We start from the raw sequence: 13113 nt of genomic DNA on the forward strand, positions 1-13113 counted from the left end.
TCTGATCGGTCCCCGGCACTGTAGGAAAAAGGTACGACAACCGTCAGTCCAGGGTGGCCAGCCGGGCCGCCCAGTCGCCACCGACCGGCTGCAGCGTGACCACCCGGGTGTCGTCCTCCTGCCGGTCGATCCGCACCCGCAGGTGGGCGTCGACCAACTGCTCCACCATCCCCTCGCCCCATTCGACCACGGTCACCGCCTCGTCCACCGAGGCGTCCAGGTCGAGGTCGTCGATCTCGGCGCGCGGGTCCGCCGACTCCCCCAACCGGTACGCGTCCGCGTGCACCAGGGTCACCCGGCCGCCCCGCGCCGGGTCGGGCCGGTGCACCCGGGCGATCACGAAGGTCGGTGAGGTGATGTCGCCGCGTACCCCCAGGCCGGCGCCGATGCCCTGGGTGAGCGCGGTCTTCCCGGCGCCCAGCGGGCCACTGAGCAGCAGCAGGTCGCCGGCGCGCAGCACCCCGGCCAGCCGGCGGCCGAACTCGTGGGTGTCGTCGACCGTCTTCAGCTCCACCACGACGGTCACAACGACTCCAGGAAGTGTTCGAGCGCCGCGTTGACCTCGTCGGCGTGCTCCAACATCACCACGTGCCCGCTGTCATGGATCTTGATGAACTCCGCGTGCGGCAGCCGGCGGACGATCTCCTCGGAATGGGTCACCGGGGTGATCATGTCCTTGTCCCCCACCACCACCAGCACCGGCGTGCCGGCCAGTGCGGCCAGTGCCGGGAACCGGGAGTGGGTGGCCAGGGTGCGCAGGTAGCGGGTGACCGTGTCGGCCGAGGTCCGCGAGTTCATCGTCTCGACGTACGACACCAGGGCCGGGCTGGGCTTCGAGGTGCCGAAGCCGTACCTGCGGGTGAGCAGCCAGGCGACGTTGGAGGTCGACTTGCGGGCCTTGTCGATCACCGTGCCGCCGTACCGGGTGGCGTTGCTCATCATGTAGAGCACCGGCGCGCCGACCCGGCCGAGCAGCGCGGGGGCCACCAGCTTGGTCTCGGCGAGCAGGCCGCCCGAGGTGGCCATCAGCACCGTGCCGACCACCCGGTCACCGAACAGCTCCGGATAGAGCTCGGCCAACGCCATGATCGTCATGCCGCCCATCGAGTGCCCGACCAGCACCAGCGGCCCCTCGGGGGCCACCTCGTCGAGCACCCGGCGCAGGGTCCGGCCCAGCGTGGCGAGGTCGTACTCGCCGGTCTCCAGCCTCCCGGAGCGGCCGTGCCCGGGCTGGTCGTACGCGACGATCCGGTAGTCGCCGCGAGCCGCGAGCATCTCGCGCTGGAAGTGGAACGTCCCCATGTCCAGACAGAAGCCGTGCACCAACACCACCGTCGGGTGCCCGGCGACCGGGCGGGTCGGCTCGACCACCTCCACGTGGATGTCGGTGCCGTCCGGCATCTCCAGCGTGCGCGCCTCGTCGTACCGCTGCTGGCCGAAGTCCTCGTGGGCGTACGGATCGGTGGGGTCGCCCTTGAGCCGGCGGACCAGGACCCGCTCGCTCACCACGCCCGCCGCGAGCCCGGCGGCGGCGACGCCGACGGCGGCGCCGACCACCCCGGCCACCTTGCCGGCCGCGGTCCGCGGCCGGGGGACGCGGAAACTCACGGTCGCTCACCGTCGTAGACGCGGGGCACTCGGACCCCGCCGAAGCGGGTGACGATCTCGTAGTTGATGGTGCCGACCGCCTCGGCCCAGTCGTCGGCGGTGGGCTCGCCGTCCGTGCCGCTGCCGAAGAGGGTCGCCACGTCCCCGGCGGCCACCTCGTCATCGCCGCAGTCGAGCACGAACTGGTCCATGCAGACCCGACCGGAGATCGTCCGCCGCTTGCCGCCGAGCTGCACCGGGCCGGTGTTCGAGGCGTGCCGGGGCACCCCGTCGGCGTAGCCGAGCGGGACCACGGCCAGGTTGCTCTCGCGCTCGGTGAGGTAGGTGTGGCCGTACGAGACGCCGGTGCCGGCCGGCACCCGCTTGGTGAGCATCACCCGGGCCCGGGCGGTCATCGCGGGGCGCAGCCCGAACTGCTCGCCGGCGATCGGCGACAGGCCGTAGATCGCCAGACCGGGACGGACCAGGTCGAAGTGGGTGTCCGGGCGGGTCAGCGTGGCGGCCGAGTTGGCCAGGTGCCGGTAGCGCGGGCGCAGCCCGGCCCGCTCCACCATCTCCAGCCCCTCGTGGAACACCGCGAGCTGGCGGTCCGTGGTGGGGTGCCCAGGCGAGTCCGCGTACACGAAGTGGCTCCACACCCCGACCACCTCGACCAGGCCGTCGGCCTGGGCCTTCGCGGCGGCCTCCAGGAGGGCGGGCCAGTCCGCGACCGTAGCCCCGCCGCGCGACAGCCCGGTGTCGATCTTCAGGTGCAGCCGGGCCGGACGGTCCGCGCGGCGGCCCGCCTCGATCATCTCGTCGAGCTGGGTGAGGCTGGCGCAGCCCAGGTCGACCCCGACGGCGACCCCGTCGTGCAGTGGCAGGCCCGGGTCGAGCAGCCAGGCCAGCACCGGGGCGGTGATCCCCTCCTGGCGCAGCAGGAGGGCCTCGTCGAGGGTGCACACCCCGAGCCAGTCCGCGCCGGCGTCGAGCGCGGCCCGGGCGGCCGGGATCATGCCGTGGCCGTACCCGTCGCCCTTGACCACCGCCATCAGCTCGGCGCTGGTGCCCGACTTGAGCCGGGCCACGTTCTCCCGGATCGCGTCCAGGTCGACGCGCACCTCCGACTGCCACATGCCCCCAGCCTACTTCCGGCGGTGATCACCGTGGTCGTGAGCCGCTCGGCCGGTCCCCGGCCCGCGCCCGCCGGCCGCCGTCGCGGTCAGCCCAGCCGGGCCAGCACCGGCCGGAGCGCGGTCGCCACGTCGGGGGCGGTCACCGGGCCGCCACGCGCCGCCTCCCGGCCGGCCAGCCCGTGCAGGTACGCGGCTGCGGCGGCCGCGCGTTCGGGGGCCAGCCCGGCGGCGAGCAGCGAGCCGAGCAGCCCGGCCAGCACGTCGCCGGTGCCCCCGGTGGCCAGCACCGGGGTGCCGGTCGGGTTGACGTACGCCCGGCCGGCCGGGGTGCCGATGATGGTGCGGTCGCCCTTCAGCAGCACCACCGCGTTCATCCAGGCGGCCAGCCGCAGCGCCGCCGCCACCCGGTCCGCCCCCGGGGTCTCCCCGCAGAGCCGGGCGTACTCCCGGTCGTGCGGGGTCACCACGATCGGGGCGTCCCGGTCGCGCAGGCGGTCCCCCATCTTGCCGTCGACCAGCAGGGTCAGCGCGTCGGCGTCGAGCACCACCGGCACCGGCGCGGCGAGCACCGCGCGCAGCTCGGCAGCCGACTCCTCGCCGGTGCCCAGCCCGGAGCCGCAGACCCAGGCCTGCACCCGGCCGGCGTCGGCGACCCGGCCGGTGGCGATCACCGACGGGTGCTGGTGCAGCACCTCCTCCCGGGCGCCGCCCGCGTACCGGACCATGCCGGTGGGGCCGGCCAGCGCGCCGCTCACGGAGAGCACCGCCGCACCCGGGTAGATGGCCGAGCCGGTGGCCACCCCGACCACGCCCCGGGAGTATTTCTCCGAGGACGGGCCGAGCGTCGGCCACCAGCCGACCACGTCGGACCACTCGACCACCCGCAACGCCGGGCTGCCGCGCAGCCACGGCTCCAGCCCGATGTCGACCAGCTCCACGTGCCCGGCCAGCGCGGCGGCCGGGCCCACCACCAGAGCCGGCTTCAACGCGCCGAACGCGACCGTGACGTCGGCGCGGACCGCGCAGGGCCGCCCGGAGGCGGTGACCGGGACGTGCCCGGTGTCCACCGCGACGCCGCTGGGCACGTCCACCGCGACCACCGTGGCCCGGGTCCCGTCCCGCCCGATGCGCTCCGCCAGGCTCGCCGCGAGCTGGTCGGCGGTCTCCCGCAGGCCACCGGTGCCACCGATCCCGACGATCCCGTCGAGGACCAGGTCCACCACGGCCGGGGGCCGGTCGACCAGACGCCCGCCGGCGGCCCGCAGCGCGGCCAGTCCCTCGGCGTGCGCCCGGCCCGGGGTGAGCAGCAGGGCGGCGACCGCCGCGCCCCGGCGGGCCAGGTGCGCGCCCGCGTAGAGGGTGTCGCCGCCGTTGTCGCCGGAGCCGACCAGCAGCAGCACCCGGGCACCGTAGGCCCCGCCCCGGTCGGTGAGGAGCAGCGCGCAGCGGCGGGCCAGGCCGGCGGCGGCCCGCTGCATCAGCGCCCCGGGCGGCAGGGTGGCCATCAGGCCCGCCTCCGCCGCGCGTACGTCCGCGACCCGCCACACCGGTCTCATGCCACTCCGTCCCGTGCGTGCTGCCCTCGCGGGCCGGCCGGCCCGCCGGGTCGGCTCACCCTTCCGCGACCACCATCGCCGACGCGATCCCGCCGTCGTGCGACAGCGACAGGTGCCAGCGGTTGATCCCGCATTCGGCCGCGGCGGCGGCCACCGTGCCGGAGACGGCCAGCCAGGGCCGGCCGGCCGGATCCGGCACGATCTCGCAGTCGTGCCAGCTCAGCCCGGCCGGCGCGCCGAGCGCCTTGGCCACCGCCTCCTTCGCGGCGAAGCGGGCGGCCATCGACTCGGGCGGCCGCGGATGGCCGGCGCGGGTGTGCCGCTCGGCCTCGGTGAACAGGCGGTCGGCGAGCAGCGGCGTCCGCGCCAGTGCCCGGGCGAACCGGTCCACCAGCACGACGTCGATGCCGACTGCCACGATCACGAACCTCACCCTACCGGCGGTCGCGGCCCACCATCGGCCACCGCGGGGGCCGTGCACAAGGCCTGTGGACAACTCCGGCGTACGGGTGCCGCCGGTTGTCCACAGGGCCGGTGTCGATGCCGCCCGGCCGCCTAGCGTCCCCGTTGCCCGAATCCCCGTCACGGGTCGGGCGCGTCCGCCGCCGGCGATCCCCGCCGGCGGCCCGTCCAGCGGGGAGGCACCGATGGCCGAGGAGCCGTTCACCGTCGAGCCGGAGCTGTTGCGCGGGGTCGCCCGGGAGTTGGGCGACGACGCGTACCGGCTGGCGCACGGGCTGGCCGCCGCGCCGGGGCTGGTGGTGCCGGCCGACGGCTGGCGGGCCGGCGCGGAGCTGGCCGGGCTGGAGGCGGCGGTGCAGCGCTGGTGTGGTTCCCTGGCGGCCCGGGTGGCGGCGACGGCCGAGGCGGTCCACGCCGCCGCCGACGGCTACCGGGCGGTGGACGAGCGGGCCGCCGGGCGGCTGGCCGGGATCCCCCGGTGACCGTCGGGTACGCGCAGCTCTGGCGGGCCGATCCGGGCGCCTGGGCCGGCGTCGGGGCGGCCTGGGCGACGCTCACCGGCCCGGTCCGGCAGCGGGTCGACGGCTTGGCCGACCGGGCCGCCGCGCTGCGTTCCGGTTGGTCCGGCGGGGCGGCGGCGGGCGCGCAGGGGCGGCTCGGGGTGCTGCGGGAGGCGCTCACCGACGTGCTGCCCGCGGTGCTGGAGGTCGACCAGACGCTGGCCGAGTTCGCCGCCCGGCTGCGGGTGGCGAAGGCCCGGCTCGCCGCCGCCGTGGCGCACGTGGAGGCGGGCGGACTGCTGGTGGACCGGACGGGCGCGGTCCGCCCCGACCCGGCCCGCCCCCGTCCGGCGGCGCGGGTCGGACCCGCCGTCGCCCAGGCGGCCGCCGAGCTACGCGGGGCGCTGGCGCTGGCCGGCGCGGCGGACCGGGAGGCGGCCGGCCGGTTGGCCGAGCTGGCCACGGCGGCGGCCGTCGGCTGGGTGGGCGTCCCGCCCGCCGGGCGGCCCGCGCCCGGTGCCGGGCCGGCGGAGGTGAGCCGCTGGTGGGCCGGGCTCACCCCGGCGGAGCGGCGCTGGCTGGTCCGCCACGACCCGGGGCGGGTGGGCCGCCTCGACGGGGTGCCGGTGGCGGCCCGGGACCAGGCCAACCGGCTGCTGCTGGCCGGCTGGCGGGCGGAGCTGGCCGACCGCCGCCGGGGCCTGCTGCGTCCGCTGCCGGCGGGGCCCCTCGAGCTGGCCCGGCTGGCCCGGCTCGCCCGGGCGGAGGCGGCGCTGCGCGGCCTCGACGCGCTCGGCGAGCGACTGGCCGCGCCGGAAGCGCCCCGGGCGTACCTGCTCGGGCTCGATCCGGCCGGGGACGGGCGGGCGGTGGTGGCGCTGGGCAACCCGGACCGGGCCGGCGCGGTGCTCACGTACGTGCCGGGCATGACGGCGGACCTCGCGGACGCCCCCGGCGAGCTGGGGCGGGCCGCCCGGGTGCTGGACCGGTGCGCGACGCTCGCCCCGACCGCCGAGACGGCGGCGGTGCTCTGGCTGGACTACGACGCCCCGGACGCGCTGCCCGAGGCCGCCCGACCCGGGCCGGCGGAGGCGGCCGGGCCGGCGCTGCACCGGTTCCAGGAGGGGTTGCGCGCCTCGCACGAGGGGCCGCCGGCCCGGCAGACCGTGCTGGGCCACAGCTACGGCTCGCTGGTGGTCGGCAGCGCCGCCCGCGACCACGGGCTGAGCGCGGACGCGCTGGTCTTCGTCGGCTCCCCCGGCGTGGGCGTCGACCACGCGGGCGAGCTGCGGATGCCCGCCGGGCAGGTCTGGGCCGCGACGGCGCCGGACGACGTGATCCGGCTGGCCCGGCCACCCGACGAGCTGGCCCGCCGCGCGGTGCTGGTCGGCACGCCGTTCGGCCCGTTCGCCGGCGCGCTCGACGGCCACGAGCTGTGGTTCGGCCACGACCCGGCCGACCCGGGCTTCGGCGGCCGGCGCTTCCCCAGCGGCCGGTACGGCCATGCCGGCTACTGGGAGGCCGGCAACCCGGCGCTCGACGGCATGGCCCGGATCGTGCTGGGCCGGTGAGACCACCGATGCTGAGCCCTGCTCACCCGCCCGGGCCGACCCGGGCGGTCTCGGCGCACCCGGCCCGGGTGCCGGACACGACGAGGCCCCTCCGTCGTGGGGCGGAGGGGCCTCGGTCGGGGCGACTACTCGACGGTGACCGACTTGGCCAGGTTGCGCGGCTGGTCGACGTCGTGGCCGCGGGCGGCGGCGATCTCGGCGGCCAGCACCTGGAGCGGGACCGTGGTCACCAGCGGAGCCAGCAGCGTCGGCGTCCGCGGCACGTAGATGAGGTGGTCGGCGTAGCGGACGACCGCCTCGTCGCCCTCCTCGGCGATCACGATGGTGCGGGCGCCCCGGGCCCGCACCTCCTGGATGTTGGAGACGACCTTGTCGTGCAGCATGCCCCGGCCCACCGGCGACGGGACGATGCAGATCACCGGGGTGCCCTTGTCGATCAGCGCGATCGGGCCGTGCTTCAGTTCCCCGGCGGCGAAGCCCTCGGCGTGCATGTACGCCAGCTCCTTGAGCTTGAGCGCGCCCTCCAGCGCCACCGGGTAGCCGACGTGCCGGCCGATGAAGAGCACGGTCGGCTCGGACTTCAGCTCGCGGGCCAGCTCGCGGACCGGCTCGATCCGGTCGAGCAGCTGGCGCAGCTTGTCCGGCGTCTGCTGGAGCTGCTCGACCACCGCGCTCACCTCGTCGGCGAACTTGATGCCGCGCACCTGGGCGAGGTGCAGGCCGACCAGATAGCAGGCGACGAGCTGGGTGAGGAACGCCTTGGTGGAGGCGACCGCGATCTCCGGGCCGCCGTGGGTGTAGAGGACGGCGTCGGACTCGCGCGGGATGGTGGAGCCGTTGGTGTTGCAGATGGCCAGCACCCGGGCCTTCTGCTCCTTGGCGTGGCGCAGGGCCATCAGGGTGTCCATGGTCTCGCCGGACTGGGAGATCACCACGATCAGCGTGGACCGGTCCAGGACCGGGTCGCGGTAGCGGAACTCGCTGGCCAGCTCCACCTCGCAGGGGATCCGGGTCCAGTGCTCGATGGCGTACTTGGCGACCAGGCCGGCGTGGTACGCGGTGCCGCAGGCGACGATGAAGATCTTGTCGACGTCGCGCAGGTCCTGCTCGCTGAGGCGGACCTCGTCGAGGGCGATCTCGCCGGTCTCGGTGAGCCGGCCGAGCAGCGTGTCGGCGATGGCCTGGGGCTGCTCCTCGATCTCCTTGAGCATGAACCAGTCGTAGCCACCCTTCTCGGCGGCCGACGAGTCCCAATCGATGTGGAAGTCCTTGCCGGCGGCGGGCTGGCCGGCGAAGTCGGTGATCTCGATGCTGTCCGGGGTGATCAGGACGATCTGGTCCTGGCCCAGCTCCACCGCGTCCCGGGTGTGCTCGATGAACGCGGCCACGTCGCTGGCCAGGTAGTTCTCCCCGTCGCCGCGGCCGACGACCAGGGGCGAGTTGCGCCGGGCGCCGACCACCGCGCCGGGGATACCGGCGTCGACAGCGAGCAGCGTGAAGGCGCCTTCCAGCCGCTCGCAGACCAGCCGCATGGCGGAGGAGAGCAGCTGCGGGCCGTCCACCTCGCCGGCCGAGCGCAGGTCCGCGAGGGCTCGGGCGATCAGGTGGGCGGCGCACTCGGTGTCGGTGTCGCTGGCGAACTCGACGCCGTCGGCCTCCAGCTCGGCACGGAGCTTGGCGAAGTTCTCGATGATGCCGTTGTGGATCACGGCGACCCGGCCGTCGGGCGACAGGTGCGGGTGGGCGTTGCGGTCGGTCGGACCGCCGTGGGTGGCCCACCGGGTGTGGCCGATGCCGGTGGTGCCGTCCCCGATGCCGATCGGGCTGGCGGCGCAGGAGTCGGGGTCGCTGGCGGCCCGCTCGGCGAGGACCTTCTCCAGGTTGGCCAGCTTGCCGGCCTTCTTCTCGGTCAGCAGCTCGTCCTCGCAGGCGATCGCCACGCCGGCCGAGTCATAGCCGCGATACTCCAGCCGCCGCAGTCCGTCGAGCACGATGCCGAGCGCCGGGCGCGCGCCGGCGTATCCCACGATTCCACACATGGTCCGCAGCCTAACCCAGTTTCGCTCATCGCGCGTGCTCGAAAGACGGGTAAACGATCACTGAATTTGAGCGAACAGGTCAGCCATCGGGACTGGCCCTCGTCCCGTACATTGAGGGCCCCGCCTCCCGATTCCGGACACCCCACCCGTTTCCGCCGTCCCCTGCGAGTTGAGCCGATGTCCGAGGCGACCCCACCCCCCGAGCCGCAGGCCGGCGGCCCGACCGATCCGACCGCGCCGCCCGCCGTACCGGAGCCGGCCCCCTGGACGCCCCCGGAGCCGCTCGCGCCCTGGACCCCTCCGGACCCGCTGGCCGCGCCGCAGCCCTGGGCCGCACCGGCACCGTGGGCGTCACCCGTGATCGGGACGCCGCCGGTTCATCCCGTCTCCCCTTTCCCCGCCGGGCACCCGACCCCGACCGCTTCCTCTTTCCCCACGGACCGGCCCGGCACGCCCCCGCCCGCTGGCCCATCCGACCCGACCGGCACGCCGGGGCCGGCAGGCCGACCCGGGCCGGGGAACCCGCCGAAGGGGCCGGCGGCGACGCCCCGGGCCGCCGTGCCACCGGCCGGACCGGCCGGTGTCGCCCCGATCGGGGCGCCAATCGGGTCGCCGCCGGTCCACCCCGGGCCGGGGTACGCCGGGCACGCCCCGGCGAACTGGCCGCCGCCCGGCCACCCGCCCCCGTACCCGTATCCGGGCGGCGCGCCAGCCGGGACGGGTGGCGGCCGGATCGTCACCGCCGTCGTCGCCGTCGTCGTCGCGGTGGTGCTCGCCGTCTGCGGCTGTCTCGGCCTGGGCGTACTCGGCAGCCTGACCGAGGACGAGGCGGCGGATCCCGACGACGGGCCGTACCCGACGGAGATGGACGACCTGGGCGGCCCGGACGACGGACTGGGCACAGCGGCACCCACCCGGAGCCCCGCCGTCACCCCGTCCGCCGGGCCCGGCCGGCTCTCGGTCGTCTACGAGGTGACCGGCGCCGGCCCGGTGGACATCCAGTTCTACGACGCCAACGGCGACTTCCTCGAGTACGAGGAGGTCCGGTCGCCGTGGCGGCTGGCGTTCACCGCCGACGACCCGGAGCGGATCCAGGTGCTCGTCCAGCCCGGCGAGTCGGCGGAGAGCGACACCGTGAGCTGCCGGCTCACCATCGACGGCACGCTCGTCTCCCAGGACACCGGCGACTACGGCGCGACCTGCTTCGGTTGGTAGGACCGGCGGGCCGGCGGACGGCGGGCTTGCCAGGGCGGCGGCGGCCCGTAGGCTGGCGCGCGTGACGACGACCGATCCGCTGGTGGCCCGGATGCGGGCGTTCGGCACCACCGTCTTCGCCGAGATGTCCGCGCTCGCCGTGCGCACCGGCGCGGTCAACCTCGGGCAGGGCTTCCCGGACACCGACGGCCCGCCGGAGATGCTCGCGGCCGCCGCCGAGGCGCTGCGTACCGGCCACAACCAGTACCCGCCGGGTCCGGGCATCCCGGCGCTGCGCGCGGCCGTGGCGGCCCACCAGCAGCGGTTCTGGGGACTGGAGTACGACCCGGACGGCGAGATCGTGGTGACGGCCGGCGCCACCGAGGCGATCGCCGCCAGCATCCTCGCGCTCTGCGAGCCGGGCGACGAGGTGGTCTGCTTCGAGCCGTACTACGACTCGTACGCGGCCTCGATCGCCCTGGCCGGCGCGGTCCGCCGTCCGGTGACGCTGCGTCCCGCCGCCGACGGCCGGTACGCCTTCGACCCGGCGGAGCTGCGCGCCGCGTTCGGGCCCCGGACCCGGCTGGTGCTGCTCAATTCGCCGCACAATCCGACCGGCAAGGTGTTCACCCCGGACGAGCTGGCCGTGGTGGCCGAGCTGTGCCGGGAGCACGACGCGTACGCGGTCACCGACGAGGTGTACGAGCACCTGGTCTTCACCGACGCCGCCGCGCCGCACGTGCCGCTGGCGACCCTGCCGGCCATGCGGGAGCGGACCCTGCGCATCTCCTCGGCCGGCAAGACCTTCTCCTGCACCGGCTGGAAGGTCGGCTGGGTGAGCGGGCCGGCCCCGCTGGTCGGCGCGGTGCTCCGGGTGAAGCAGTTCCTCACCTTCGTCAACGCCGGCCCGCTGCAACCGGCCGTCGCGGTGGCGCTCGGACTGCCGGACGCGTACTTCGCCGAGTTCGCCGCGGGCCTGCAGCGGCGCCGGGACCAGCTCGTCGCCGGCCTGGCCGACGCCGGGTTCGAGGTGCTCGCGCCGGAGGGCACGTACTTCGTCACGGCCGACGTCGGTAAGCTCGGCGGCCGGGACGGGGTGGAGTTCTGCCGATCGCTGCCGGAGCGCTGCGGCGTCGTGGCGGTGCCGACCCAGGTCTTCTACGACGACACCGAGGCGGGGCGACGCCTGGTCCGGTTCGCCTTCTGCAAGCGGCCCGAGGTGCTCACCGAGGCGGTGACCCGGCTACGCCGGTTGAAGGAGGACGGGTGACCGACGAGCGCGCGAAGCTGGTACGCCGGTTCACGGCCCAGCGCGGCTGCGACACGATCCTCTCCGGCATGCGGCCGCCGTCAATGCGGGAGCAGCTCGCGGTGATCGGGGAGACCGCCACCGACGACCCGGTGCCCGACTTCTACGGCGAGGGCGGGCCGGTCGAGGAGCTGGAGGGCCAGGTCGCCGAACTGCTCGGCACCGAGGCGGCCGCCTTCTTCCCCACCGGCACCATGGCCCAGCAGATCGCCATGCGGTACGGCGCCGAGCTGACCGGCCGGGACGGGGTCGGCCTGCACCCGCTCAGCCATCCGGTGCTGCACGAGCGGGACGCGCACCTGGTGCTCGGCGGCCTCCGGACGGTGCGGACCACGGACGCGCCGCGCAACCCGACCGCCGAGGAGGTGGCCGCGCTCGACGAGCCGATCGGCACGCTGATGTTGGAGCTGCCGCTGCGGGACGCCGGGTTCGTGCTGCCCACCTGGGACGAGCTGACCGCGGTGGTGGCGGCGGCCCGGGCGCGGGGCGCCCGGGTGCACCTGGACGGGGCCCGGCTGTGGGAGTCCGCCGTCCACCTGGGGCACTCGCCGGCCGAGGTGGCGGCCCTGGCCGACAGCACGTACGTCTCGTTCTACAAGTCCCTCAAGGGCCACTCGGGGGCAGCGCTGGCCGGGGACGCGGAGCTGGTCCGGTACGCCGGCGCCTGGCGGCACCGGCACGGCGGCAACCTCTTCCAGCAGTGGCCGGCCGCCCTCGCCGCGCTCGCCGGCCTGGCCCGCGAGCTGCCCCGGCTGCCCGGCTACGTGGCGCACGCGAAGGTGGTGGCCGCCGCCCTGGCCACCCTGCCCGGCGCGCGGGTCCACCCGGAGCCGCCGCACACCCACCAGTTCCGGCTCTTTCTGCCGCATCCCGCGGCGGCGCTGAACGAGGCCAACCTCGCCCTCGCCGAGGAGGAGAAGGCGTGGTTCGTCGGCGGCTGGCGGGACAGCGAGGTGCCCGGGACCGCGCTGGCCGAGGTGACGGTGGCCGCGCCGGCGCTGGAGCTGGACGCGGACCGGGTGGTCGACCTGGCCGACCGCTTCCTGCGGCGGGTGGCGTCCACCCTGACCTGAGCCACCTACTCGCCGAGGCCGCACCCGGACGGCGGCGGTCGCCGCGGTCGGTTCAGCCGGCGGCGCGCGCCGGCCCGGCCTCCCCGCCCGGCTCGGCTGCCGGGCGGGCGGCGGTGAGACCGGCGAGCACCGCTCCTCCGTCGGTGAGCAGCGCCGACTCGGCGTCGTCGACGAAGGCCAGGTCCGCCTCGACGTGCCGGCTGGCGGCGGAGAGCAGCAGCCGGACCACGGGGTCGTCGGCGCGGCGCCGCAGCCCGTCGAGGTTGCGCAGCTCGCGCATGAGGTGGGCGCGCTGGTTGGCGAGGACGGTGCGGACGGTGGCCGCCTCACCCGACCGGGCCGCGGCGGTGACCTTCAGGAAGAAGTCGTCCCGGAACCCGCCGCTGCGCGGGCTGGGTTCGGCGAGCCAGCGCTCCAGCTCGGTCCGGCCGGCCGGGGTGATCTCGTAGACCACCCGGTCGGGTTTGACCGGCTGGGCCTGCCGCTCGGCGACCACCAGTCCGTCCCGGGAGAGCCGGTCGAGGATCTGGTAGAGGTGCCCGATGTTGAGTGGGCCCCACTGCGGGCCGACCGCCGCCTCGAAGGCGCCCTTCAGCTCGTAGCCGTAGCTGGCTCCGCGGGCGAGCAGAGCCAGGACCGCGTGCTGGATCGCCACTGTCTCCTCCGATCCGGTTCCGGACAGGTGC

At 75.8% G+C, this 13113-nt stretch carries 12 protein-coding genes; 5 read left to right on the top strand and 7 right to left on the bottom strand.

From position 1 onward, the window contains the following. Positions 1–43: 43 nt before the first annotated feature. The 5 genes from tsaE to ACZ6S5_RS21930 form a co-directional block, all read right to left on the bottom strand. Positions 44–526, bottom strand: coding sequence for a tRNA (adenosine(37)-N6)-threonylcarbamoyltransferase complex ATPase subunit type 1 TsaE (tsaE, locus tag ACZ6S5_RS21910; protein WP_466003160.1), 483 nt, complete (start codon positions 524–526; stop codon positions 44–46). Further along, complete coding sequence (locus ACZ6S5_RS21915) at positions 523–1608, bottom strand: alpha/beta fold hydrolase (RefSeq protein ID WP_466003162.1); 1086 nt, start codon at positions 1606–1608, stop codon at positions 523–525. Before ACZ6S5_RS21915 ends, tsaE begins: the two co-directional genes overlap by 4 nt. Next, positions 1605–2723 (bottom strand): alanine racemase, encoded by a 1119-nt coding sequence (gene alr, locus ACZ6S5_RS21920; protein ID WP_466003164.1) that lies wholly within the window; start codon positions 2721–2723, stop codon positions 1605–1607. The genes ACZ6S5_RS21915 and alr overlap by 4 nt, the downstream gene beginning before the upstream one ends. An 86-nt stretch (positions 2724–2809) precedes the next feature. Beyond that, positions 2810–4279 (bottom strand): NAD(P)H-hydrate dehydratase, encoded by a 1470-nt coding sequence (locus tag ACZ6S5_RS21925; RefSeq protein WP_466003166.1) that lies wholly within the window; start codon positions 4277–4279, stop codon positions 2810–2812. 55 nt (positions 4280–4334) lie between these two features. Next, complete coding sequence (locus ACZ6S5_RS21930) at positions 4335–4703, bottom strand: holo-ACP synthase (RefSeq protein ID WP_466003168.1); 369 nt, start codon at positions 4701–4703, stop codon at positions 4335–4337. Between the two features lie 223 nt (positions 4704–4926). On the opposite strand from ACZ6S5_RS21930, the gene ACZ6S5_RS21935 reads away from it, so the two are divergent. Beyond that, positions 4927–5223 (top strand): hypothetical protein, encoded by a 297-nt coding sequence (locus ACZ6S5_RS21935; protein WP_466003170.1) that lies wholly within the window; start codon positions 4927–4929, stop codon positions 5221–5223. After that, positions 5220–6812 (top strand): alpha/beta hydrolase, encoded by a 1593-nt coding sequence (locus tag ACZ6S5_RS21940; RefSeq protein ID WP_466003172.1) that lies wholly within the window; start codon positions 5220–5222, stop codon positions 6810–6812. Before ACZ6S5_RS21935 ends, ACZ6S5_RS21940 begins: the two co-directional genes overlap by 4 nt. A 125-nt stretch (positions 6813–6937) precedes the next feature. On the opposite strand, the gene glmS is transcribed toward ACZ6S5_RS21940, so the two are convergent. Further along, on the bottom strand, positions 6938–8851 hold the full coding sequence (gene glmS / locus ACZ6S5_RS21945) for a glutamine--fructose-6-phosphate transaminase (isomerizing) (protein ID WP_466003174.1): 1914 nt from the start codon (positions 8849–8851) through the stop codon (positions 6938–6940). Positions 8852–9409: 558 nt separating this feature from the next. Between glmS and ACZ6S5_RS21950 the strand changes: the two genes are divergently transcribed. The 3 genes from ACZ6S5_RS21950 (at position 9410) to ACZ6S5_RS21960 (ending at position 12427) form a co-directional block, all read left to right on the top strand. Next, the gene (locus ACZ6S5_RS21950; RefSeq protein WP_466003175.1) at positions 9410–10066 is read left to right on the top strand and encodes an MmpS family transport accessory protein; all 657 of its coding nucleotides are present in this window, start codon (positions 9410–9412) and stop codon (positions 10064–10066) included. A gap of 61 nt (positions 10067–10127) precedes the next feature. Further along, positions 10128–11315, top strand: a complete 1188-nt coding sequence (locus ACZ6S5_RS21955; protein ID WP_466003177.1) for a pyridoxal phosphate-dependent aminotransferase — start codon at positions 10128–10130, stop codon at positions 11313–11315. Beyond that, positions 11312–12427 carry a threonine aldolase family protein gene (locus ACZ6S5_RS21960; protein WP_466003179.1) on the top strand — a complete coding sequence of 372 codons (1116 nt, stop codon included), beginning with the start codon at positions 11312–11314 and terminating at the stop codon, positions 12425–12427. The genes ACZ6S5_RS21955 and ACZ6S5_RS21960 overlap by 4 nt, the downstream gene beginning before the upstream one ends. Before the next feature lie 52 nt (positions 12428–12479). Here ACZ6S5_RS21960 and ACZ6S5_RS21965 read toward each other — a convergent pair whose 3' ends face one another. Next, positions 12480–13082: a PadR family transcriptional regulator gene (locus tag ACZ6S5_RS21965; RefSeq protein ID WP_466003180.1), complete on the bottom strand. Its 603-nt coding sequence runs from the start codon at positions 13080–13082 to the stop codon at positions 12480–12482. Positions 13083–13113: the final 31 nt, after the last annotated feature.

The sequence above is a fragment of the Micromonospora sp. NPDC051924 genome (assembly GCF_055586005.1).

Bases quoted from the DNA above. Each gene is read 5' to 3' on its own strand.
- ACZ6S5_RS21925 (WP_466003166.1), bottom strand. From the start codon at position 4,279: ATGAGACCGGTGTGGCGGGTCGCGGACGTACGCGCGGCGGAGGCGGGC.
- glmS (WP_466003174.1), bottom strand. From the start codon at position 8,851: ATGTGTGGAATCGTGGGATACGCCGGCGCGCGCCCGGCGCTCGGCATC.
- alr (WP_466003164.1), bottom strand. From the start codon at position 2,723: ATGTGGCAGTCGGAGGTGCGCGTCGACCTGGACGCGATCCGGGAGAAC.
- ACZ6S5_RS21935 (WP_466003170.1), top strand. From the start codon at position 4,927: ATGGCCGAGGAGCCGTTCACCGTCGAGCCGGAGCTGTTGCGCGGGGTC.